The sequence below is a fragment of the Streptomyces glaucescens genome (assembly GCF_000761215.1).
Taxonomy (GTDB): domain Bacteria; phylum Actinomycetota; class Actinomycetes; order Streptomycetales; family Streptomycetaceae; genus Streptomyces; species Streptomyces glaucescens_B.
Genome location: NZ_CP009438.1, coordinates 3,232,704 through 3,256,343, shown reverse-complemented (window position 1 = coordinate 3,256,343; position 23,640 = coordinate 3,232,704). Strand labels below are relative to the sequence as shown.

Below are 23,640 nucleotides of genomic sequence, written 5' to 3'. Positions count from 1 at the left end.
GGTCCGCCCTCGCGTACGGGGGTCGCGGGGGTACGCCCGGTGCCGGGGAGCGGAGATCCGCTTCCCGGCACCGGGCGCTTCGCCGTGCGCGGCCCGGCGGCCGGACGTGGGCGCGGGCCCCGTTCGGGGGACGGCGTTGTCCACGGCGGGGCCCGTCGTCCACAGGCCCGGCGGCTGTCGGCGCACCGTCGTAGGCTGGAGACCTCCCGGCCGTACGTAGGCTGGGACCCCCGGCCGTATCACGCGTCGGGCGATTCGCGTTGCCCATCACCGGAACGGATAGCCCCTCCATGAGCCTGCACGGTCTGCTCGACGCCGTCGTCAAGGACGCCGCACTCGCGGAAGCCATCAAGGCCGCCGCGGACGGCAACCGGATGCACGTCGACCTGGTCGGCCCCCCGGCGGCCCGCCCCTTCGCGATCGCCGCGCTGGCCCGCGAGTCCGCCCGCCCCGTGCTCGCGGTCACCGCCACCGGCCGCGAGGCCGAGGACCTCGCCGCGGCGCTGCGCTCCCTGCTGCCGCCGGACGGCGTCGTGGAGTACCCCTCCTGGGAGACCCTGCCGCACGAGCGGCTCTCGCCGCGCAGCGACACCGTGGGCCGCCGGCTCGCCGTGCTGCGCCGCCTGGCCCACCCGAGCCCCGACGACCCCGAGACCGGCCCGGTCCAGGTCGTCGTCGCGCCCGTCCGCTCCGTGCTCCAGCCGCAGGTCAAGGGCCTGGGCGACCTGGAACCTGTGGCGCTCAGGTCCGGCGCGACGGCGGACCTCGAGGAGGTCGTCGAAGCTCTCGCCGCCGCCGCCTACGCGCGCGTGGAGCTGGTCGAGAAGCGCGGCGAGTTCGCCGTCCGCGGCGGCATCCTCGACGTGTTCCCGCCCACCGAGGAACACCCCCTGCGCATCGAGTTCTGGGGCGACGACGTCGAGGAGATCCGCTACTTCAAGGTCGCCGACCAGCGCTCCCTGGAGGTCGCCGAGCACGGCCTGTGGGCCCCGCCCTGCCGCGAACTGCTGCTGACGCCGCAGGTCCGGGAGCGGGCCGCCGCGCTCGCCGAGGAACACCCCGAACTGGGCGAACTCCTCGGCAAGATCGCCGAGGGCATCGCGGTGGAGGGCATGGAGTCGCTGGCGCCCGTCCTCGTCGACGACATGGAACTGCTGCTCGACGTGCTGCCCAAGGGCTCGATGGCGGTCGTCTGCGACCCGGAGCGGGTGCGCACGCGCGCCTCCGACCTGGTCGCCACCTCGCAGGAGTTCCTCCAGGCGTCCTGGGCGGCCACCGCGGGTGGCGGCGAGGCGCCCATCGACGTCGGCGCGGCCTCCCTGTGGTCCATCGCCGACGTGCGTGAGCGCGCGCGCGAGCTGGACATCATGTGGTGGTCGGTGTCGCCGTTCGCCGCGGACGACGCGCTGGAGGAGGCCGACACCCTCAAGCTCGGCATGCACGCCCCCGACACCTACCGCGGCGACACCGCGAAGGCGCTCGCCGACACCAAGGGCTGGCTCGCCGACGGCTGGCGCACGGTCTACGTCACCGAGGGCCACGGCCCGGCCGCCCGCACCGTCGAGGTGCTCGGCGGGGAGGGCGTCCCCGCCCGCCTGGTGACCGGCCTCACCGAGATCACCCCGTCGGTCGTGCACGTGGCGTGCGGCTCGATCGACCACGGCTTCGTCGACCCCGGCCTCAAGCTGGCGGTGCTCACCGAGACCGACCTGTCCGGGCAGAAGGCGGCCGGCCGGGACGGCACCCGCATGCCCGCGCGGCGCCGCAAGACCATCGACCCGCTCACCCTGGAACCGGGCGACCACATCGTCCACGAGCAGCACGGCGTCGGCCGGTACATCGAGATGGTCCAGCGCACCGTGCAGGGCGCCACCCGCGAGTACCTGGTGGTGGAGTACGCCCCCGCCAAGCGCGGCCAGCCCGGCGACCGGCTGTACATCCCGACCGACCAGCTGGAGCAGATCACCAAGTACGTCGGCGGCGAGGCGCCCACCCTGCACCGGCTCGGCGGCGCCGACTGGACCAAGACCAAGGCACGCGCCAAGAAGGCGGTCAAGGAGATCGCTGCCGACCTGATCAAGCTCTACAGCGCCCGCATGGCCGCTCCCGGGCACTCCTTCGCGCCGGACACCCCCTGGCAGCGCGAGCTGGAGGACGCCTTCCCCTACGCGGAGACCCCCGACCAGCTCACCACCATCGCCGAGGTCAAGGAGGACATGGAGAAGACCGTCCCCATGGACCGCCTGATCTGCGGCGACGTCGGCTACGGCAAGACGGAGATCGCGGTCCGCGCCGCCTTCAAGGCCGTCCAGGACGGCAAGCAGGTCGCCGTGCTGGTGCCGACCACGCTGCTGGTGCAGCAGCACTTCGGGACGTTCAGCGAGCGGTACGCGCAGTTCCCCGTGAACGTGAAGGCGCTCTCCCGGTTCCAGACCGACACCGAGGCCAAGGCGGTCCTGGAAGGGCTGCGCGAGGGCTCGGTGGACGTGGTCATCGGCACCCACCGGCTGTTCTCCTCGGAGACCAAGTTCAAGGACCTCGGCCTGGTCATCGTCGACGAGGAGCAGCGCTTCGGCGTCGAGCACAAGGAGCAGCTGAAGAAGCTGCGGGCCAACGTGGACGTGCTGACGATGTCGGCAACACCGATCCCGCGCACCCTGGAGATGGCGGTCACCGGCATCCGCGAGATGTCCACGATCACCACCCCGCCGGAGGAGCGGCACCCGGTGCTCACCTTCGTCGGGCCGTACGAGGAGAAGCAGATCGGCGCGGCGATCCGCCGCGAACTGCTGCGCGAGGGCCAGGTCTTCTACATCCACAACCGGGTCGAGTCGATCGACCGCGCGGCGGCCCGGCTGCGGGACATCGTGCCCGAGGCGCGGATCGCCACCGCGCACGGCCAGATGTCGGAGTCGGCCCTGGAACAGGTCGTCGTCGACTTCTGGGAGAAGAAGTTCGACGTGCTGGTGTCGACGACGATCGTCGAGTCCGGCATCGACATCTCCAACGCCAACACCCTGATCGTGGAGCGCGGCGACATCTTCGGCCTGTCCCAGCTGCACCAGCTGCGCGGCCGGGTGGGCCGGGGCCGCGAGCGCGGCTACGCGTACTTCCTGTACCCGCCGGAGAAGCCGCTGACCGAGACCGCGCACGAGCGGCTGGCGACCATCGCCCAGCACACCGAGATGGGTGCGGGCATGTACGTGGCGATGAAGGACCTGGAGATCCGCGGCGCGGGCAACCTGCTCGGCGGCGAGCAGTCCGGCCACATCGCCGGTGTCGGCTTCGACCTGTACGTGCGGATGGTCGGCGAGGCCGTCGCGGACTACCGGCGGCAGCTGGAGGAGGGAGGGGCGGAGGAGCCGCCGCTCGAGGTCAAGATCGAGCTGCCGGTCGACGCGCACGTCCCGCACGACTACGCGCCGGGCGAGCGGCTGCGCCTCCAGGCCTACCGGGCCATCGCCTCCGCCAACTCCGAGGAGGACATCAAGGCGGTCCGCGAGGAACTCGTCGACCGGTACGGCAAGCTGCCCGAGCCGGTGGAGAACCTGCTGCTGGTCGCGGCGCTGCGGATGTTCGCGCGGGCCTGCGGCGTCGGTGAGATCGTGCTCCAGGGCAACAACATCCGCTTCGCGCCGGTGGAGTTGCGCGAGTCGCAGGAGCTGCGGCTCAAGCGGCTCTACCCGGGGACGGTCATCAAGGCGACGGCCCACCAGGTGCTGGTGCCGCGCCCGAAGACCGCGAAGGTCGGCGGCAAGCCGCTGGTCGGACGGGAACTGCTGGCGTGGGTCGGGGAGTTCCTGACGTCGGTGCTGGGGTCGTAGCGGCGCAGGCTCCGGCCGCCTGCGGTGCACCACGGGGCCGTCCGCGTCGGTGTGACGCCGTCGCGGGCGGCCTTCGGCGTGCCGGGACGGGCACCCGATGTCCCGCACCCCCGCATGGTTACCGTGGCAGCGGGCACAACCGCCCGTACGCACCGTCCGCGTGGGCGGGTGCGCCGGGCGGACACGCAAGGGGAGGGGTACGACGTGAGGCGTCCGAGGGGCGGGAGGGCGGCCGTCGCCGTGGCACTGCTGGGCGTCCTGGCCGGCTGCACCGGGACCACCGGCGGAGCGGGCGGGCCGTCGCAGACGGCCGGCGGGGGAGCGGCCCTCACGGCCGTGGAGTCACTGCCCGTCAAGGGGCGGGCGCCGAGGACCGGCTACGACCGGGACCGGTTCGGCAGCCCCTGGGCCGACACCGACTCCAACCACTGCGGCACCCGCGACGACATCCTGCGCCGCGACCTCACCGGCGTCCGGTTCGGCGAGGACCGCTGCGAGGTGGCCTCCGGCACCCTCGACCCCGACCCCTACACCGGCCGGGACGTCACCTTCGTCCGCGGTCGCAGCCGCGTCGACATCGACCATGTGGTCGCGCTGTCCGACGCCTGGCAGAAGGGTGCCGGGCAGTGGGACCCGGGCAAGCGCGTCGCCTTCGCCAACGACCCGCTCAACCTCCTCGCCGTCGACGCCGGCACCAACCGCGCCAAGGGCGACGGCGACGCCGCGACCTGGCTGCCGCCGAACAAGGCGTACCGGTGCACGTATGTCGCCGCGCAGGTCGCCGTGAAGAAGAAGTACGGGCTGTGGGTGACGGCCGCCGAGAAGGCGGCGATGCGGCGCGTGCTCTCCCGCTGCCCGGACCAGGAGCTGCCCTCGGGCGGCAACCCGACGCACGCACCACCGCGGTTCCACGCCGACTGAGCGGGCGGAAAATCGGTTCTGCCGCCGCGGTGCGCGTCCTACGGTGGCGTGCATGGAATACGAGGTGTCCAGCCTGGCCGAGCGTCCCGGGATGCGGGAGCGGGTCTTCGCGATGGCCGACAGCTGGCCGCAGTTCGTGCTCCACGACCCGGTGGGCTGGGCCCACTTCCCGCGGATCGCCGGTGAGCTCCCGCAGTACGTGCTGTTCGCGCAGGACGAGCGCGGCGAGGTCGTCGCGAACGCCTTCAGCGTGCCGTTCGCGCTCGGCGCCGACGGCCGCGGCGAACTGCCCGCCCGCGGCTGGGACGCGGTCCTGCTGTGGGCCTTCTCGGACCTGCGCCGGGGCGTCCGCGCGGACACCGTGAGCGCGATCTCCGTCTCCGTCGCGCCGCACGCCCAGGGCCTCGGCCTGTCCGGGGGGATGCTGACGGCGATGCGCGACAACGCCCGCGCCCTCGGCTTCGGCGAGGTCGTCGCCCCCGTGCGCCCCAACGCCAAGCACCGGGAACCGCGCACCCCGATGGAGGAGTACGCCCGCCGGGTGCGCCCCGACGGGCTGCCGTACGACCCCTGGATGCGTGTCCACGCCCGGGCCGGTGCCGTCGTCCATTCCGTCGCCCCCGCCTCGATGACCGTCTCCGGTTCGCTGGAGGAGTGGCGCCGGTGGACCGGGCTGCCCTTCGACACCGCGGGCGACATCGAGGTGCCGGGCGCGCTGGCGCCGGTGCGGTGCGAGCCGGAGCACGGGTACGCGGTGTACGTCGAGCCCAACGTGTGGATGCGGCACGCCCTGTAGGGACCGGGCCGGACCGCGGCCAGGGGTGGTGCGCGGGCCCCGGCGGGACGGTGGGCTCAGCCGCCGAGCGCGTCCAGGTCGATGATCTCGCCCTTGGGCTTCTCGGCCGCCACCGGCTTGCCGTAGTCGCTGAAGACCAGCGATTCCCGCTCCCCGGCGGTGGTGCTGTCCAGCCGCAGCAGATACGGCTCGCCCTTCGTGGCGACGTACAGCGTGTAGGTGTCCTTGCCGTCCTTCTCGGTGAGGACGATCGCCGGGGTGCCGTCGACGGTGGTGGTCCTGCCGCGCGTCGCGTCCGACTTCACGTCGCCGGCGTCGCCGAGCAGCCGGTCCAGGTCGCAGAAGTCCGCCACGCCCTCGGCGTCGGGGCCCGTCGCGGCCGTGCTGGTCCACTTGCCGGCCATCATGTCCACGACCGCGTCGGTCTCCTCCGCGGGCTCGCCCTCGGACTGGGCGCGCAGGAAGGCCTCGTCGTAGCGCATGTAGAGGGTGTCGCCGGTGCGGATCAGATCGGCCTCGCCCTCGCCCGTGCCGAAGGTGCCCGCGCACTCGCCCTTCTTGTCGACGGCCACGTCGAAGCGGATCGTGCCGCCGCTCTCCTCGTCGGGCACCTCGCCCGCCAGCCGCAGCGACGGGGCGCCGGTGGTGGCCTTGACGGACCGGTCGGCGATCTCGCCGCCGGTCAGCCCGGCGAACGGTCCCTTCGGCCTGTCGTCCGCCGTGTCCTCGCCCGGCAGGCAGCCGGTGAGGCCGACGGTGGTCGCGGCGGCGAGGCAGAGGGCGGCAAGTGCGGTACGGCGCATGGGAGTTCCTTGGTGGTGAGCGGTTCTGCGGTGGTGATGCGGAGAGTGGGGGCGCGGGGGCCGTCCGGCCCGGTGGGCCGCCGGCTCAGGCGGTCTTCTTCCAGTCCTGGCAGCCGGAGGTCTTGAAGTAGGCGTCCGAGGCGCTGACGGTCACGACGGCGGTGCCGGTGACGTCGTCGTTCGCGATGATCGAGTCGAGCGAGTGCTCGGCGTCCCTGGCGCGTTCCCAGTAGCACAGGTCGTCGGTGTTCCCGGTCGACCTGTAGGTGCCCGGGGCGATGTCGGTGCCGACGCGGAACATGCCGCCGCGGCCGGCCATGGTGGTGGCGGGCGAGCCGCCCCGGGCCCGGGGGGCGACGGCCTCCCAGTCGTTGCAGCCGCTGGACGTGAAGAGCTTGTCGGTGGCCTTGACGGTCACGTAGGCGGTGCCGCTGACGTTGTCGTTGGCCAGCAGGGAGTCCATCTCGCCGGAGGCGTCCATGGCGCGTTCCCAGTAGCACATGTCGTCGGTGTTGCCGGTGGTGCGGTAGGTGCCGGGCTCGATGTCCGGGCCGACCCGGAAGTCGCCGTCCCCCTCGAAGGCGGCCTTCTTCTTCCCCCCGGCGGCCCCGGCCCCGGCATCGGCGTCCCGGCCGGCACCGGCGTCGCGGCCGGCGGACACCGAGGGGCCCTTGCCCTCGCCGGACGCCTTGCCGTCGCTGTTGCTGCCGCCGTTCGCCGACACGGTCCCGATGACCACGACACCCACGACGGCGCCCAGCGCGAGTCTGCCCTTCATGCCCATGACTGTCTCCCCTCCCCGGACGGGCCGGCTGCCTCTGCGCGGCAGCCGGTCGTTCGCGGGGTCAATAAGAACAGTTCTTGTGAACCGAGTCAACACGGTTCACGGGAGCGGAGCGGTACACGGGCGTGAACTCAGGGATCTTGCGCTGATCGGTATGCTCGACCCACACACGTGACGCGGTGAGGGGAGCGGCCGGGGTGCAGGACAACGCGACAGAGGTGACCGCCGCCGGAATCGCCCGGCTCGCCGGGGTCGGCCGGGCCGCCGTGAGCAACTGGCGCCGCCGCCACGCCGACTTCCCCAAGCCGGTCGGCGGCACGGAGACCAGCCCCTCCTTCGCCCTCGCCGAGGTCGAGGCGTGGCTGCGCCGCCAGGGCAAACTCGCCGAGGTCCCGCTGCGGGAACGCGTCTGGCAGCAGCTCGCCGGGCACCCGGAAGGCCCCGTCACCGCGCTCACGCACGCCGGGTGCGTGCTCCTGCTCATCCACGAGCGGCCGACCGTGTGGCTCGATGTCAGCGCCGGGTCCGACGAACGGCTCACGGCGATGCTGCCGGACGCCCTCGAGAAGGTGATCACTCCCCGGTTCGGCGGCACACCGCACGAGGGCGCCGTCCGCATCCCCACCGGCCCCGAACTCGGGCCCTCCGCTCCCCTGCTGCGCGGCGCCGCCGACCTGGCCGCCGAGCTGGGCGCCCGGCAGACCTTCGAGTTCCTGCTCGGCCGGCACCTCGACGCCAACCCCCGCCAGTACACCCTCACCCCCGCCGAACTGGCCCGCCTCATGGCCGACCTCGCCGGCCCCGCCCGCACCGTCCTCGACCCCGCCTGCGGCACCGGCGCCCTGCTGCGCGCCGTCGCCGCCCGCCCCGGCCAGGAACTGCACGCCCAGGACAGCGCGGCCGACCTCGCCGCCCTCACCGCGTTCCGGCTCGCCCTCGGCACCCAGGCCGCCGTCCGTGCCGCCACCGGCGACTCGCTGCGCGCGGACGCCCACCCCGGGCTGCGCGCCGACGCCGTCCTGTGCCATCCGCCGTTCAACGAGCGCAACTGGGGCCACGACGAGCTGGCGTACGACCCCCGCTGGGAGTACGGCTTCCCGGCCCGCACCGAGTCCGAGCTGGCCTGGGTGCAGCACGCGCTGGCCCGGCTGCGGGACGGCGGCACCGCCGTGCTGCTGATGCCGCCCGCCGCGGCCTCCCGCCGCTCCGGCCGCCGGATCCGCGCCGACCTGCTGCGCCGCGGCGCGCTGCGGGCCGTCGTCGCGCTGCCCGTGGGCGCGGCGCCGCCGTACAACATCCCCCTCCACCTGTGGGTGCTGCGCCGCCCCGACAAGGCTCCCGCGCAGCCCGAGGTGCTGCTCGCGGACGCCGGGCGGTTCGCCGCCGAGGGGCGCGGCGGCCCCGACTGGCAGTCCGTGCGGGACGCCGTCCTCGACGCCTGGCAGACCTACGACCGCGCCGGCACCCTGCCGGAGCGGCCGGGCCTGGCGCGGTCCGTGCCGGTCATCGAACTCCTCGACGACGACGTGGACTTCGCCCCGGCCCGCCACCTCCCGCCGCCCACGGTGGCCGACGGCGCCGAACAGCTCACCGACGTGCGCGCCCGCCTCGGCGAGACCCTGCGGCTGACCGCCGGCCTCACCCCGCCGCCGGCCCGGTCCGCGCCACCCGCGCGCTGGCCGCTCACCACGGTGGGAGAACTCGCGCGCGGCGGCGCCCTGGTGCTGCGGACGGGCGGGAACGGCGGCCACGCGCGCGTACCGGTCCTCACCGACCACGACGTCCTCGCCGGAACGGCCCCGTCCGGGCACCTGCCCGAGAGCGAGGAGGAGGCCGTGCTCACCGAGCCCGGCGACGTTGTCGTACCGGTGCTCGGCGGCGGCGCGGTGGCCCGCGTCATCGACGACGCCACCGCGGGCGCCGCCCTGGGACGCAACCTCGTACTGCTGCGCCCCGACCCGGCGGCGCTCGACGCCTGGTTCCTGGCCGGCTTCCTGCGCGGCACCGCCAACAACCGGCAGGCCAGCAGCTACGCCTCCACCGCCACCCGCCTCGACGTGCGCCGCCTGCAGCTGCCCCGGCTCCCGCTCGACGAACAGCGGCGCTACGGCGCGCGCTTCCGCGCACTCGACGAGTTCGAGCGGGCGCTGCGCCTCGCGAGCCGGCTCGGCGGCCAACTCGTGCGCGGCATGTACGACGGGCTGGCGGACGGCACGGTCACCCCCGACTGAGCCCCGCCCGACCTGCGCGGTCGCCGGAAGTGATCAGCACGGCAACGGTTCGGTACAACCGGGGACCGCTTCCCACTGTCGGCCTATACGCTCGAAGCGACAATCGCACGACTTCAGGAGCAGTCATGCATGGCCACGGCTATGTGCAGCCGGTGAAACAGCCGCCACCGACGGCGTGGCTGGTCCTTCTGCGTGTCCTCTTCGTGGTGATCTCCCTCCTCAGCCTCGGCTTCCTCACCTGGACCATGCTGCTGCGCCTGGCGCTGGTCACGCGGAAGTCGCTGGACTGGGGGCTGTTCGTGGCCGTGCTGGCCGTCGACGCCCTCGCCATGGTGCTGCTGGGCACCGAACCGGGCGACGAGATCCACACCGCGGGCGGCTGGACCGGCCTCGCGCTGCTGCTCGGCACGCTCGTGGGCGTCATCGCGTACTACCTCTCCGCGGACATCCGCCACTTCCACCAGCTCCGCTACGGCGGCCACGGCCCGCGGCCGGCGCCGTCGTACGGCTATCCGCAGCCCACCGCCCCCTACCCGGCGGGCACCGCCACCACCGTCCCGCGGACCCCGCCGCCGGCCGGTCTCCCGCAGACCCCGGTGCCCGCGGCCCCCGCCACCCCGGTGCCCCCCGCCGGTGTGCCCGTTCCCCCGGCGCACACCCCGCCGCCGCAGCGCCCCGCGCCCGCCCGGATCGACCAGGTGCGCGCCGAACTCGACGAACTCAGCGAACTCCTGCGCAGGCAGGACGGCCGTGAGGGCGGCGGCCGCGAGGGCGGAAGGTGACCGTGGCGACAGGACGCGTCGTCGCCGGCCGGTACGAACTGGCCACGCTCATCGGGCAGGGCGGCATGGGCCAGGTCTGGACGGCCTACGACCGGCGCCTCGACCGGCGCGTCGCGGTGAAGCTGCTGCGCCCCGACAAGGTGGCCGGCCAGGAGGCCGACGAGCTGCGCCGCCGCTTCGTGCGCGAGTGCCGGGTGACCGCGCAGGTCGACCACCCCGGCCTGGTGACCGTGCACGACGCGGGCAGCGAGGGCGAGGAGCTGTTCCTCGTCATGCAGTACGTGGACGGCGCGGACCTCTCCGACCACCTCGCCGAGCACGACCCGTACCCGTGGCAGTGGACGGTCGCGGTCGCCGCGCAGCTGTGCGCCGTGCTGAGCGCCGTGCACGCGGTGCCGATCGTCCACCGCGACCTCAAGCCGCGCAACGTGATGGTCAAGCAGGACGGCACGGTCACCGTGCTCGACCTGGGCGTCGCGTCCGTCATGGACAGTGACACCACGCGGCTCACGCACACCGGCTCGCCGATCGGCTCGCCCGCCTACATGGCGCCCGAGCAGGCCATGGGCGGCGCCGTCGGCCCGTACACCGACCTGTACGCGCTCGGCGTGCTGATGCACGAACTGCTCAGCGGGGAGGTGCCCTTCGCGGGAAGCACGGCCCTCGGAGTGCTGCACCGGCACCTGTACGAGCCGCCGCTGCCCGTGCGCCGGATCCGCCCCGAGGTGCCCGAGGCGCTGGAGGCCCTGGTCCTGCGGCTGCTCGCCAAGGACCCGCAGCACCGGCCCGGCTCCGCGCAGGAGGTGTACGAGGAGCTGTCGGTACTGCTGCCCGGGCGGGGGACGCCCAGCGGGGCGCCCCTGGACCCCACCCGCCCCTTCCTGCGCCCGCACGCCCCCTGGCCCGACCGCGCGCGCACCCCCGCGCACCAGCCCGCCTCCGTCACCCCGGTCCCCGGCGCGGCCGAGCGACCGGACGTCGCGGGCGCGGTCGACGAGGTCAAGCGGCTGCTCGGGGAGGGCCGGATCACCCAGGCCGTCGACATCCTCGGCGCGATCCTGCCCGCCGCCGCCGAACAGCACGGCGAGCACTCCCCGGTCGTGCGCACCCTGCGCAAGCAGTACGCCGCGACCCTCATGGACGACGGCCAGTACCGGCGCGCCCTGCCCGAACTGCGCCGCCTCGCCGACGAGCGCGCCGCCGAGGCCGGCCAGGCCGACCCGCAGTCCCTGCGCTTCCGGTACGACGCCGCCCAGTGCCTGGAGCAGCTCGGCGAACCGGCGGCGGCGCTCGCCGAGTACCGGGCGCTGCTGCCGTACTACGAGAACCAGTACGTCTCCGGCGACCCCGAGCAGGCCCACGACGTCCGCCGCCGCATCGGACACCTCCTGCTCGCCCTCGGCGACCGGGCCGCCGCCCACGACACCCTCCTCCGGCTGCTGCACGACGTGGAGCGCCTGCACGGCCCGGGCCACCCGCTGGCCGCGGACATCCGCCGGACCCTGCAGTGGCTGGGCCAGGTGCGCGGTTAGGGCCTGTCGTTACGAAAGGCCCTGACGGATGGGACGGGACGGCACGCGTCGTCCTGGGGGACGGCGTCCGCGGGCGGCGCGCCGGTGCCCGAAGTCGGCGTGAATCGTTGGTCGAATGGGTTGGCCAGAGCCGCTCCCCTGCCTACCATCGATCACCGCAAGACTTTGTGCACCGCCGCACAATCTCCTCAGGAGGTCTCCTTGCACCGCCGCCGTCGCACCGCGCTCCTGCTGTCCGCCGCGATCGCCGCGGCACCGCTCCTCACCGCCTGCGGGAACGACGCGCGTCCCGGCGCGGCGGCCGTCGTCGGCGGCCAGCGGATCACCGTCGCACAGCTGGAGAACCGGGTCGACGAGGTGCGCGCGGCCCAGCGCGCCGCGGTCGCCGACGACGCGCAGTACGCCCAGGCCGTCGCCAAGACCGGCAGCCTCGCCCGCGACACCCTGCACGGCATGGTCCTCGACCGGGTGCTGCACCGTGCCGCGCAGGACGCCGGCGTCACCGTGACCCGCAAGGAGATCCAGGAGATGCGGTCCGGCCTGGAGCAGCAGGTGGGCGGGGCCGAGGCGCTGGAGACGGCGTGGCTCCAGCAGTACAGCGTGGCCCCGGGGCGCCTGGACGAGAACCTGCGCCTCCAGCTTGAGGCGCAGAAGCTCGCCGCCAAGCTCGGCACCGACACCAGCCGGCCCGAGTTCTGGAAGGCCCTGTCCGAGGCCTCCGCGAAGCTCGGTGTCGACCTGAACCCGCGCTACGGCCGCTGGGACGTGGAGAGGAGCGGCCGCGTCGACGCGAGGACCCCGTGGGTGCGGGAGGTCACGGCGGCGCAGGAGCAGCGGCCGGCGTGAGCGCGTGGCGGGCCGCCAGGGGGTGTCTCGTCCTCGCCGGGGCCTGAACGGTGTCCCGCGGGAACGGCACGGCCGGGAATCCGGTCACATGATCACACCGGGTCTGTGGACAACGTCCGAGGTCTTCCGGCGGTGTGGGTTACGTTCGGATCGTGAACGCAACCAGCTCCCGCCCGGCAGGCACACCGGACCAGGCCGCCCCCGGCCGTGTCGTCCTGCTCACCACCAGCCACCGCGTCGCCCCCGGCCTGCTGTCCTGGCCCGCCTGGCAGGCCCTGCGCGACGCCGACCGCGTCCTGTGCGCGGACGGGGCGCACCCCCAGCTCCCCTACCTGCGGGAGGCGGGCATAGCGGTCGACGAGGCCGCGCCGACCGCCGAGGAACTGGTCGACGCGTGCGCCGGCGGACGGACGGTCGTCGTGGTCGCCACCGGCGAGGGCGAGCCCGCCCTGACCGACGGGCTGGCCCGGCTCGCCGGTTCCGGCCGGGTGCGGATGCCCGAGCTGGAGCTGCTGCCCGCCTCCTACGACCTGCCCGGCGCCCGGCTCCTCGACCTCGTGCAGGTCATGGACCGCCTCCGCGAGGAGTGCCCCTGGACGTCCCGCAAGACCCACGAGGGACTGGCGAAGTACGCCATCGAGGAGGCGTACGAACTCGTCGAGGCCATCGAGGACGGCGACCGCGACGAGCTGCGCGAGGAACTGGGTGACGTCCTGCTCCAGGTCGTCTTCCACGCCCGGATCGCCGAGGAGGACCCGCAGGACCCCTTCTCCGTCGACGACGTGGCCGGCGGCATCGTCGCCAAGCTCATCCACCGCCATCCGCACGTCTTCGGCGACGCCACGGCCACCACCCCGGAGGAGGTCAAGGAGCACTGGGTGCGCACCAAGGCGGAGGAGAAGCAGCGCACCTCGGTGACCGAGGGCGTCCCCCTCCACCAGCCCGGCCTCGCCCTCGCCGCCAAGCTGGCCTCCCGGGTGCGCACCGCGGGCCTGGACGTCCCCCTGCCCGCGTCCGAGGGCATCGGCTACGAACTGCTGGCCCTGGCGGCCCGCGCGGAGGCCGAGGGCACCGATCCGGAGGCGGCCCTGCGCGCGGCGGCCCGGGCGTACCGGGACGCGATCGTCGCTCACGAGGAGCGGATACGGTCGACGCCGTGACCGACCAGCCCCACCCCCCGACCCCGGCCCCGGAACTCTTCACCTGGGAGTTCGCCACCGACCCCTACCCCGCCTACGCCTGGCTCCGCGAGCACGCCCCGGTGCACCGGACCCGGCTGCCCAGCGGGGTGGAGGCCTGGCTGGTCACCCGGTACGCGGACGCCAAGCAGGCCCTCGCCGACCAGCGGCTGTCGAAGAACCCGGCGCACCACGACGAGCCCGCGCACGCCAAGGGCAAGACGGGCATCCCCGGGGAGCGCAAGGCGGAGCTGATGACGCACCTGCTCAACATCGACCCGCCGGACCACACACGGCTGCGCCGCCTGGTCTCCAAGGCGTTCACGCCCCGGCGCGTGGCCGAGTTCGCGCCGCGGGTGCAGGAGCTGACCGACCGTCTCATCGACGGGTTCGCGGCGAAGGGTTCCGCCGACCTCATCCACGAGTTCGCCTTCCCGCTGCCCATCTACGCCATCTGCGACATGCTCGGCGTCCCGCGTGAGGACCAGGACGACTTCCGGGACTGGGCGGGCATGATGATCCGGCACGGCGGCGGACCGCGCGGCGGGGTGGCGCGCTCGGTGAAGAAGATGCGCGGCTACCTCGCCGACCTCATCCACCGCAAGCGCGAGGCCCTGCCCGCCGAGCCGGCCCCCGGCGAGGACCTGATCTCGGGCCTCATCCGCGCCTCCGACCACGGTGAGCACCTGACCGAGAACGAGGCGGCGGCGATGGCGTTCATCCTGCTCTTCGCCGGTTTCGAGACCACCGTCAACCTCATCGGCAACGGCACCTACGCCCTGCTCACCCATCCCGGCGAGCGGCGGCGCCTCCAGCGGTCGCTGGCCGCGGGCGAGCGCGACCTGCTCGCCACCGGCGTGGAGGAACTGCTGCGCTACGACGGCCCGGTGGAGCTCGCCACCTGGCGCTTCGCCACCCAGCCGCTCACCATCGGCGGGCAGGACATCGCGCCCGGCGACCCGGTCCTGGTCGTACTGGCCGCCGCCGACCGCGATCCGGCCCGGTTCACCGACCCGGACACCCTGGACCTGGCCCGCCGCGACAACCAGCACCTGGGCTACGGGCACGGCATCCACTACTGCCTGGGCGCCCCGCTCGCCCGGCTGGAGGGCCAGACCGCGCTCGCCACCCTGCTGACCCGCCTCCCGGACCTCAGGCTCGCCGCGGACCCCGCGGAGCTGCGCTGGCGCGGCGGTCTCATCATGCGCGGACTGCGCACCCTGCCCGTGGAGTTCACCCCGGAGCGGTGACGCCCGCGCGACGCCGGGCGGCGCCCCGGCCGGGCCTGGCGGTGAGGTCCTGAGCCGGGCCTGGCGGTGAGGTCCTGAGCCGGGCAGGGCGGAGATGTCCTGAGCCGGGCGGAGTGCCGGCACCCGCGCGGCGTCGAGCGGCGACAGCCGGGCCGGGCGGTGAGGTCCTCGCCGCGTCGAGCGGTGAGTCCGCGGCGGTCCCGGTGGCGGTCCCCACGGCTCGGCGCGAGGACTTCCACCGCCGAACACAAAGATGACACGCCTTCACCTCTGTGATCTTCACGTGATCTACGCGGCATTAACTTGTGACAAGTGATCGTCTGCCGCTACGTTCACCCATCAGTGTGGCGGCGATGATCACAGCATCTCCGCCGCACCGTCACCGCTGTCTCGCGAAAGGTCCCCGCATGCTCTCCGGGAACGGTCGTCACCGTCGCCCCCGCCAGGCTCCGGCCCTCATCGTCGCGGCCGGAGTGACCGGTTCCGCCATCGCCATCCCGCTGCTCGGCGCGACCGGCGCGAGCGCCGCCACCGGAGTGACGTGGGACAGGGTCGCGGAGTGCGAGAGCGGTGGCTCCTGGAGCGCGAACAACGGCAACGGCTACTACGGCGGCCTCCAGATCTCCCAGGACGACTGGGTGAAGCACGGCGGCCTGGACTACGCGGAGAGCCCCGACGTGGCCAGCCGTTCGCAGCAGATAGCCGTCGCCGAGCGGATCCTGGCCGCCGAGGGCGTCGGCGCGTGGCCCACCTGCGGCCTGCTGGCCGGTCTGGACGGGGACTCGGCCCCGGCGGGCGTGGACACCGGCCTGGCGGCTGACGCCGCGTCGGGCCTGGCGGCCGCTCCCGAGGCGGCCGGCACCCCCGGGTCCGGCTTGTCCGGCTCGTCGCGGTCGTCCGATCCGTCCGATGCGCCGAGAACGACCGAAGGCTCCGGAAGTTCCGGTGACTCCGGAAGGCCCGCGAAGTCGCCGGAGTCGACACCGTCCGGCTCCGCCACCGCCTCGCCGTCCCCTGACTCCGCGTCGAATGCGGCGGAAGGCTCCGCCGAGGGGGATTCTCCCGACAGCACGGACAATGCGCCCACGGCGACCACCAAGAACAACGACTCGGACAAGTTGGGGCAGAACGCCTCGGGTTCCACCGGTAACGGCCGTCACCGCGGGGACAGTGCCGAGGAGGACGCCGAGGACAGCCGTGCGGCCGAGTCGCCGGGCCGTCACGCCTCCCGTGACTCCGCCGCCCGCGACGCGGCCGACGGCACCTACACGGTCCGCACCGGCGACAGCCTCTGGGGCATCGCCGACTCCCTTGAGGTGCAGGGCGGATGGGCCGCGCTCTACGCCGAGAACAAGGCGGCCGTGGGTGACGACCCCGACCTCATCCTCCCGGGTCAGACCCTGGAAGTAGGGGTCGAACCGGGCGAAAAGTAGCGGGACTTCAGAGTATGGTTCGGGCCGAATGTCCGTTATAAACGCGGTGAGAGATAGGTCTCAGAAGACCTGATCGTCTTTGAAATTCCGCGGAACGCGTGGCTACGGTCAAGACCGCTCGTCACCGCGAGCCCCGGCTGCCGCAACGCCGAATCCTGCCAGCGGCCGTCCGGGAACAGTCGTCGCGTCAAGCGCCGCAGGCAGGAGCGGGGGACCCAAGGTTAGTGCCGGGTCCGGTGGCCGAGGAGACTCGACGCCGGCACCGGCTAGGGGTGAAGCCGCAGCCCGTGAGGGCCGCGGCCGGGCAACTCAACCGGCCCGAACCCGACAGCTCACCTCGTAGGCGTCGGTGAGGGGATCGATCCATGCTGTTTTCCGGCAAGGGCAAGCACCGTCGTCCGTCCAAGGCCGCTCGCGCCATCGCCATCGCCGGTGTGACCGGCGCCGCCGTCGCCGCTCCGCTGATGGCGGCCGGCAGCGCCTCCGCCGCCACCACGTCCGAGTGGGACGCCGTCGCCCAGTGCGAGTCCGGCGGCAACTGGTCCATCAACACCGGCAACGGCTACTACGGCGGTCTGCAGTTCTCCGCCTCCACCTGGGCCGCGTACGGCGGCACGCAGTACGCCGCCACCGCCGACCAGGCCACCAAGGCGCAGCAGATCGAGATCGCCGAGAAGGTCCTCGCGGGCCAGGGCAAGGGCGCCTGGCCGCACTGCGGCGTCAACCTGTCCAGCACGCCGTACAACGGCGCCCCCGCCTCCTCCGGCGACAGCGGCACCGCCGCCCGTGAGACCGAGGAGCAGCCCGCCTCCCGGTCCGCCGAGCGCCCGGCCGCCACCCAGAAGGCCGAGCAGACCCAGAAGACCGTCACCACCCCGACCGGCGAGAAGGTCGAGAAGGGTGACGGCGAGTACAAGGTCGTCACGGGTGACACCCTCAGCTCGATCGCCGCGGAGCACGGCGTCAAGGGCGGCTGGGCGAAGCTCTTCGAGCTGAACAAGGACATCGTCGACGACGCCGACGTCATCTACCCGGGCCAGCAGCTGCACCTGAAGTAACCAGCGGCAGGCGCACCCCGCCAGGGGGCCCGCAGACTCCCCGCCCCGGTGCGTGTTCCCCCGTACGCACCGGGGCGGGGTCATTTTCCGGTCTCGATATCCGGAACCGTCTTTGTTCCGCACGGAAACAATTTATTCTCGGTTCCGTCCACGGGGTGGGCGGCCGGCTGGCCGATCGCCCCGAGCCGGTTAGGCTCGTCTCGCAGAGCCACACCCGCGGCCTGCCCACCGCGTCACATTGAAGAAGGAGATGCTCGTGCCGTCCATCGACGTCGTCGTAGCCCGGGAAATCCTGGACTCCCGAGGCAACCCCACGGTCGAGGTCGAGGTCGGCCTCGACGACGGCAGCACGGGTCGTGCCGCCGTCCCGTCCGGCGCCTCCACCGGCGCCTTCGAGGCCATCGAGCTGCGTGACGGCGACTCGAACCGCTACCTCGGCAAGGGCGTCGAGAAGGCCGTCCTGGCCGTCATCGAGCAGATCGGCCCGGAGCTGGTCGGTTACGACGCCACCGAGCAGCGCCTGATCGACCAGGCCATGTTCGACCTGGACGCCACCGACAACAAGGGCTCCCTCGGCGCCAACGCCATCCTCGGCGTCTCGCTCGCCGTCGCGCACGCCGCCTCCGAGGCCAGCGACCTGCCGCTGTTCCGCTACCTGGGCGGCCCGAACGCGCACCTGCTGCCGGTGCCGATGATGAACATCCTGAACGGCGGTTCGCACGCCGACTCCAACGTGGACATCCAGGAGTTCATGATCGCCCCGATCGGCGCGGAGTCCTTCTCCGAGGCGCTGCGCTGGGGCGCCGAGGTCTACCACACCCTCAAGAAGGTGCTGAAGAGCAAGGGCCTGGCCACCGGCCTCGGCGACGAGGGCGGCTTCGCCCCGAACCTGGGCTCCAACCGCGAGGCCCTGGACCTCATCCTCGAGGCCATCAAGGAAGCCGGCTACACCCCCGGCGAGCAGATCGCCCTCGCCCTCGACGTGGCCGCGTCCGAGTTCTACAAGGACGGCGTGTACGTCTTCGAGGGCAAGGACCGCACCGCCGCCGAGATGACCGAGTACTACGCCGAGCTGGTCGAGGCGTACCCGCTGGTCTCCATCGAGGACCCGCTGTTCGAGGACGACTGGGAGGGCTGGAAGACCATCACCGGCAAGCTCGGTGACAAGGTCCAGCTCGTCGGCGACGACCTGTTCGTCACCAACCCCGAGCGCCTGGCCCGCGGCATCGAGGAGGGCGCCGCCAACGCCCTGCTGGTGAAGGTGAACCAGATCGGCTCGCTCACCGAGACCCTGGACGCCGTCGAGCTGGCCCAGCGCAACGGCTTCAAGTGCATGATGTCCCACCGCTCCGGCGAGACCGAGGACGTCACCATCGCCGACCTGGCCGTCGCCACCAACTGCGGCCAGATCAAGACCGGCGCCCCGGCCCGGTCCGAGCGCGTCGCCAAGTACAACCAGCTGCTGCGCATCGAGGAGATCCTCGACGACGCCGCGGTGTACGCCGGCCGCAGCGCGTTCCCCCGGTTCCGCTCCGCGAACCAGTAGGCGCCGCGGGGCTGAGCACCGCCCCGTAGGAAGCGTCGTACGTACGTCCCCGTACGCGGTCCCGTACCGTGTGCGGGGACGTACGCGCGTGAACGGGAGGCGGCAACATGGCCGTGAAGGACCGGGACCGGTTCTCCACCGCGACCAGGATCAGGCTGCTCGGCGAACAGACCGCCGCCCGGGTCTACCGCTCGCAGACCAAGCGGCAGGCCCGGCGCTCCCGCCTCACCGGCCGGGCCGCGCTCCTCGCGCTCGTGCTGTGCTCGCTGGTCGTGGCGCTCGCCTACCCGATAAGGCAGTACGTCGCCCAGCGCGCCGAGATCGCGGACCTGCGGGAGGAGCAGCGCCAGGCCCGGGAACGCGTCGAACAGCTGCGCGACGCCAAGGCGCGCTGGCAGGACGACGCGTACGCCGAGCAGCAGATCCGCAAGCGGCTGCACTACGTGATGCCCGGCGAGACCGGGTACGTGGTGATCGACCCCGACGCCGCCGAGCGGTCCCGCACCGACACGGAAGGGGCCGACCGGCCCTGGTACTCGAACGTCTGGGACGGCGTCGACAAGGCCGACGCCTCGGACAGCTGAACGAGTTGAACGGACACAGAAAGACAGGCATGGAAACGCCCCCGCCGCCCACCCCGCGCACCGAGCCCACCGACGCGGACGTCGAGGCATTCAAGCAGCAGCTCGGCCGGCCGCCGCGCGGGCTGCGCGCGATCGCGCACCGCTGCCCCTGCGGGCAGCCGGACGTCGTGGAGACGGCCCCGCGCCTGCCCGACGGCACGCCCTTCCCGACGCTGTACTACCTGACGTGCCCCAAGGCCAACTCGGCCATCGGCACGCTGGAGGCGAACGGCGTCATGAAGGAGATGACGGCCCGGCTGGAGAGCGACCCGGAGCTGGCCGCCGCCTACCGCGCCGCGCACGAGGACTACATCCGGCGCCGCGACGAGATCGAGGAACTGACGGGCTTCCCCAGCGCCGGCGGCATGCCGGACCGGGTGAAGTGCCTGCACGTGCTGGTCGCCCACTCGCTGGCCGCCGGCCCCGGCGTGAACCCGCTCGGCGACGAGGCCCTCGCCATGCTGCCGGAGTGGTGGCGCAAGGGGTCCTGCGTGACCCTCGCCGGTGAGGGGTGCGGACAGTGACCCGGGTCGCCGCCGTCGACTGCGGTACGAACTCCATCCGTCTGCTGGTCGCCGACTGCGACCCGGTGACGGGCGAACTGGCGGAGCTGGACCGCCGTATGACGATCGTGCGGCTCGGCCAGGGCGTCGACCGCACCGGCCGGCTGGCACCCGAGGCGCTGGAGCGGACCTTCGCCGCGTGCCGCGAGTACGCCGCCGTCATCCAGGAGTACGGCGCCGAGCGGGTGCGCTTCGTGGCCACCTCCGCCTCCCGGGACGCCGAGAACCGGGACGACTTCGTGCGCGGGGTCGTGGACATCCTGGGCGTCGAGCCCGAGGTGATCAGCGGCGACCAGGAGGCCGAGTTCTCCTTCACCGGCGCGACGAAGGAACTGACCGGGCACGACCGCCTGGAGCGGCCCTTCCTCGTCGTCGACATCGGCGGCGGCTCCACCGAGTTCGTCGTGGGCGAGGAACATGTGCGCGCCGCCCGCTCCGTCGACGTCGGCTGCGTCCGGATGACCGAGCGGCACCTGGTGGTGGACGGCGCGGTGTCCGACCCGCCCACCGAGGAGCAGATCGCGGCGATGCGCGCCGACATCGAGGCCGCGCTCGACCTGGCCGAGGAGACGGTGCCGCTGCGCGAGGCGCGCACCCTGGTGGGCCTGGCCGGTTCGGTGACGACGGTGTCGGCGATCGCGCAGGAGCTGCCGGAGTACGACTCGGCGGCCATCCACCACTCCCGGATCTCCCGGGACAGGGTCCGCGAGATCACCGGCTGGCTGCTGCGCTCCACCCACGCCGAGCGCGCCGCCGTGCCGTCCATGCATCCCGGCCGGGTGGACGTGATCGCCGCGGGGGCGCTCGTCCTGCTGGCGATCATGGAGCGGATCGGCGCCGAGGAGGTCGTGGTGAGCGAACACGACATCCTCGACGGCATCGCCTGGTCTGTGGCCTGACCCCTACAGGTTGCGGTACACGTCCCGCCGGTCGCCTACCTTGACGACGAGGATGACGAGCTCACCATCGTTGACCTGGTAGGCGACCCGGTAGCTGCCGACCCTGAGCCGGTAGAGCCCGGACGGGCCGGTGAGCTTCCTGACATCGGCGTCCTCGCGGTACGGGTCGTCGCCGAGCGCGGTCAACGCGGTCAGGATGCGCATGGCATCGTGCCGGCTGATGGCCCGAAGCTGCCGCTGTGCAGCAGCGGTGAACCGGAAGGCGTACTTCACGCGGCGCCTTCACCACGCTCGCTGAACAGGTCCGCCAGCAGCTCGGCCATCGAGACGGTGGGCCCGCCGTCGGCCAGGACCGCTTCCGCCTCCCGGGCCAGCATCACGTCGGCCGCCTCCTCCAGCGCTTCGAAGTCGGTGATCGGCACGATCGCGGCCACTGGGGCGCCGTTGCGCGTGATGACGGTCGGAGTGCCTTCCTCGGCGCGGTTGATGTGTTCCGCGAGGTGTGCGCGTGCTTCCCTGACGGGCACGGTGTTGTCGGCCATGAAAGTAGCGTACGCACTTGTGTGTACACCGGCCAGGTGGGGACGCGGTCTCGTACGGGAGACGCGTTCATGGGGAACCCTCGACGGCATCGCCTGGAGTCGCCCGCCCCGGCTCGGAGCGTCCGGTGGATCGGTGCCGACCGCCTGGTCAGGGGCCTCTCCTGAGCGGCGCGGGGCCCCGTTTGAGCGGCCTTCGGGGCTTCGCCGTGACGCCTCGTCGGCGAACATCGTGAAGTTCTTCACAAGGATTTCGGTTCCTGAGGGCCGTCAGATGCCTTCGGTTGCCCCGTTCGGGGGGTCAACTTGCCTTTGAACGTGTTCAGAACAGGGGGTGGGGCGCCTTCGAATCACGCGCCCCGCGTCCTGTTTCCGACGGCTCACGATGCCGCCGCGCACCCAGAGAGGCAGCTCACGCGGCATTGACAACGGTGTGGGGGGTGTCACGGTTCCCGTGGTTAGACATGATCTAAGTCACGCGGGCCGGGGAGTGTAGCACAGGGCTTGTCGGACCTTGTGAAGGGGCGCACGAGGTACCCCCTCCGACCGGGTGGATACTCGATGGCATGAGCACCACGGAGCGTCCCAGGATCCTCGTAGTAGGCGGTGGGTACGTAGGCCTGTACGCAGCTCGGCGCATCCTGAAGAAGATGCGCTACGGCGAGGCGACCGTCACGGTCGTCGACCCCCGGTCGTACATGACCTACCAGCCCTTCCTCCCCGAAACCGCCGCCGGCAACATCTCCCCGCGACACGTCGTCGTCCCGCTGCGACGCGTGCTGCCCAAGGCGGAGGTCCTCACCGGCCGGGTCACCACCATCGACCAGGACCGCAAGGTCGCCACGATCGCCCCGCTCACCGGCGAGGCGTACGAGCTGCCCTTCGACTACCTGGTCGTCGCGATGGGCGCCGTCTCCCGCACCTTCCCGATCCCCGGCCTCGCCGAGCAGGGCATCGGCATGAAGGGCATCGAGGAGGCCATCGGCCTGCGCAACCACGTGCTGGAGCAGCTCGACAAGGCCGACTCCACCACCGACGAGGAGATCCGCCGCAAGGCGCTCACCTTCGTCTTCATCGGCGGTGGCTTCGCCGGCGCCGAGACCATCGGCGAGGTCGAGGACATGGCCCGCGACGCGGCCAAGTACTACCGCAACGTGTCCCGCGAGGACATGCGCTTCATCCTCGTCGACGCCGCCGACAAGATCCTCCCGGAGGTCGGCCCGAAGCTGGGCGCCTACGGCAAGGAGCACCTGGAGAGCCGCGGCGTGGAGATCTACCTCTCCACCTCGATGGACTCCTGCGTCGACGGCCACGTGGTGCTGAAGAACGGCCTGGAGGTCGACTCCGACACGATCGTCTGGACGGCGGGCGTCAAGCCGAACCCGGCCCTGTCCCGCTTCGGCATCCCGCTCGGCCCGCGCGGCCACATCGACTGCGAGCCGACGCTCCAGGTCAAGGGCACGGACTACATCTGGGCCGCGGGCGACAACGCCCAGGTGCCGGACCTCGCCGCCCGCAAGGCCGGCGTGGAGAACGCCTGGTGCCCGCCGAACGCCCAGCACGCGCTGCGCCAGGCCAAGGTCCTCGGCGACAACGTGGTCTCCGGCATGCGGGGCTTCCCGCAGAAGGAGTACAGCCACGCCAACAAGGGCGCGGTCGCGGGTCTCGGCCTGCACAAGGGCGTCGCGATGATCGTCATGGGCAAGATGAAGATCAAGCTCAAGGGCCGTCTCGCCTGGTACATGCACCGTGGCTACCACGGTCTGGCCATGCCGACCTGGAACCGCAAGATCCGTGTCTTCGCGGACTGGACGCTCGGCATGTTCCTCAAGCGCGAGGTCGTCGCCCTCGGCGCCCTGGAGTCCCCGCGCGAGGAGTTCTACGAGGCCGCCAAGCCGGCGCCGGCTCCGGCCGCCGCCGCGAAGACCGAGGAGAAGGCCAAGGCCTCCTGACCCCTGGTCACCTCCGCGACACCCCGAAGGGGCCGCCTGCCATCCGTGGTGCGGGCGGCCCCTTCGGCGTGCCCGGTCCC

At 72.7% G+C, this 23,640-nt stretch carries 20 protein-coding genes and 1 riboswitch; of the genes, 16 read left to right on the top strand and 4 right to left on the bottom strand.

What is annotated here, in order from left to right:
• Positions 1–290 precede the first annotated feature (290 nt).
• From mfd to SGLAU_RS13975, 3 genes are all read left to right on the top strand, one after another.
• A complete protein-coding gene (gene mfd / locus SGLAU_RS13985) occupies positions 291–3,824 on the top strand; it encodes a transcription-repair coupling factor (RefSeq protein WP_043501539.1) in 3,534 nt (1,177 codons plus the stop codon).
• Positions 3,825–4,028: 204 nt separating this feature from the next.
• A complete protein-coding gene (locus tag SGLAU_RS13980) occupies positions 4,029–4,745 on the top strand; it encodes an HNH endonuclease family protein (protein WP_043501536.1) in 717 nt (238 codons plus the stop codon).
• A 52-nt stretch (positions 4,746–4,797) separates the two neighbouring features.
• Complete coding sequence (locus SGLAU_RS13975; RefSeq protein WP_043501532.1) at positions 4,798–5,541, top strand: acetyltransferase-like protein; 744 nt, start codon at positions 4,798–4,800, stop codon at positions 5,539–5,541.
• Between the two features lie 56 nt (positions 5,542–5,597).
• On the opposite strand, the gene SGLAU_RS13970 is transcribed toward SGLAU_RS13975, so the two are convergent.
• Together SGLAU_RS13970 and SGLAU_RS13965 are read right to left on the bottom strand one after the other, a co-directional pair.
• Complete coding sequence (locus tag SGLAU_RS13970; protein ID WP_043501528.1) at positions 5,598–6,344, bottom strand: hypothetical protein; 747 nt, start codon at positions 6,342–6,344, stop codon at positions 5,598–5,600.
• Positions 6,345–6,429: 85 nt separating this feature from the next.
• Complete coding sequence (locus SGLAU_RS13965; RefSeq protein ID WP_043501526.1) at positions 6,430–7,128, bottom strand: hypothetical protein; 699 nt, start codon at positions 7,126–7,128, stop codon at positions 6,430–6,432.
• A 197-nt stretch (positions 7,129–7,325) separates the two neighbouring features.
• Here SGLAU_RS13965 and SGLAU_RS13960 point away from each other — a divergent pair, with 197 nt between their 5' ends.
• From SGLAU_RS13960 to SGLAU_RS13905, 12 genes are all read left to right on the top strand, one after another.
• Positions 7,326–9,359, top strand: a complete 2,034-nt coding sequence (locus tag SGLAU_RS13960) for an N-6 DNA methylase (RefSeq protein WP_043501522.1) — start codon at positions 7,326–7,328, stop codon at positions 9,357–9,359.
• A gap of 125 nt (positions 9,360–9,484) precedes the next feature.
• Entirely contained in the window at positions 9,485–10,141 is a 657-nt protein-coding gene (locus SGLAU_RS13955; RefSeq protein ID WP_043501521.1) for a hypothetical protein, read from the top strand.
• Between the two features lie 38 nt (positions 10,142–10,179).
• Entirely contained in the window at positions 10,180–11,673 is a 1,494-nt protein-coding gene (locus tag SGLAU_RS13950) for a serine/threonine-protein kinase (protein WP_279628024.1), read from the top strand.
• Between the two features lie 201 nt (positions 11,674–11,874).
• Positions 11,875–12,519 carry a SurA N-terminal domain-containing protein gene (locus SGLAU_RS13945; protein WP_043501515.1) on the top strand — a complete coding sequence of 215 codons (645 nt, stop codon included), beginning with the start codon at positions 11,875–11,877 and terminating at the stop codon, positions 12,517–12,519.
• A 152-nt stretch (positions 12,520–12,671) separates the two neighbouring features.
• Positions 12,672–13,679, top strand: a complete 1,008-nt coding sequence (locus SGLAU_RS13940) for a nucleoside triphosphate pyrophosphohydrolase (RefSeq protein WP_043501513.1) — start codon at positions 12,672–12,674, stop codon at positions 13,677–13,679.
• Positions 13,676–14,947: a cytochrome P450 family protein gene (locus SGLAU_RS13935; protein WP_043501510.1), complete on the top strand. Its 1,272-nt coding sequence runs from the start codon at positions 13,676–13,678 to the stop codon at positions 14,945–14,947. The genes SGLAU_RS13940 and SGLAU_RS13935 overlap by 4 nt, the downstream gene beginning before the upstream one ends.
• Before the next feature lie 407 nt (positions 14,948–15,354).
• Positions 15,355–16,380 (top strand): transglycosylase family protein, encoded by a 1,026-nt coding sequence (locus tag SGLAU_RS13930; protein ID WP_043501507.1) that lies wholly within the window; start codon positions 15,355–15,357, stop codon positions 16,378–16,380.
• A gap of 182 nt (positions 16,381–16,562) precedes the next feature.
• Positions 16,563–16,741: riboswitch (cyclic di-AMP (ydaO/yuaA leader) on the top strand.
• Between the two features lie 4 nt (positions 16,742–16,745).
• A complete protein-coding gene (locus SGLAU_RS13925; protein ID WP_043501505.1) occupies positions 16,746–17,438 on the top strand; it encodes a transglycosylase family protein in 693 nt (230 codons plus the stop codon).
• Between the two features lie 256 nt (positions 17,439–17,694).
• The gene (eno, locus tag SGLAU_RS13920) at positions 17,695–18,984 is read left to right on the top strand and encodes a phosphopyruvate hydratase (protein ID WP_043506607.1); all 1,290 of its coding nucleotides are present in this window, start codon (positions 17,695–17,697) and stop codon (positions 18,982–18,984) included.
• 107 nt (positions 18,985–19,091) lie between these two features.
• Positions 19,092–19,568 carry an FtsB family cell division protein gene (locus SGLAU_RS13915; protein WP_043501503.1) on the top strand — a complete coding sequence of 159 codons (477 nt, stop codon included), beginning with the start codon at positions 19,092–19,094 and terminating at the stop codon, positions 19,566–19,568.
• A 29-nt stretch (positions 19,569–19,597) separates the two neighbouring features.
• Positions 19,598–20,131 (top strand): DUF501 domain-containing protein, encoded by a 534-nt coding sequence (locus SGLAU_RS13910; RefSeq protein ID WP_043501500.1) that lies wholly within the window; start codon positions 19,598–19,600, stop codon positions 20,129–20,131.
• On the top strand, positions 20,128–21,069 hold the full coding sequence (locus tag SGLAU_RS13905) for a Ppx/GppA phosphatase family protein (protein WP_043501498.1): 942 nt from the start codon (positions 20,128–20,130) through the stop codon (positions 21,067–21,069). The genes SGLAU_RS13910 and SGLAU_RS13905 overlap by 4 nt, the downstream gene beginning before the upstream one ends.
• A gap of 3 nt (positions 21,070–21,072) precedes the next feature.
• On the opposite strand, the gene SGLAU_RS13900 is transcribed toward SGLAU_RS13905, so the two are convergent.
• Entirely contained in the window at positions 21,073–21,342 is a 270-nt protein-coding gene (locus SGLAU_RS13900; RefSeq protein ID WP_043501496.1) for a type II toxin-antitoxin system RelE family toxin, read from the bottom strand.
• Complete coding sequence (locus tag SGLAU_RS13895) at positions 21,339–21,611, bottom strand: type II toxin-antitoxin system Phd/YefM family antitoxin (protein ID WP_043501493.1); 273 nt, start codon at positions 21,609–21,611, stop codon at positions 21,339–21,341. The genes SGLAU_RS13900 and SGLAU_RS13895 overlap by 4 nt, the downstream gene beginning before the upstream one ends.
• 563 nt (positions 21,612–22,174) lie before the next feature.
• On the opposite strand from SGLAU_RS13895, the gene SGLAU_RS13890 reads away from it, so the two are divergent.
• Positions 22,175–23,560, top strand: a complete 1,386-nt coding sequence (locus SGLAU_RS13890; protein ID WP_078957710.1) for an NAD(P)/FAD-dependent oxidoreductase — start codon at positions 22,175–22,177, stop codon at positions 23,558–23,560.
• The last annotated feature ends 80 nt before the right edge of the window (positions 23,561–23,640 follow it).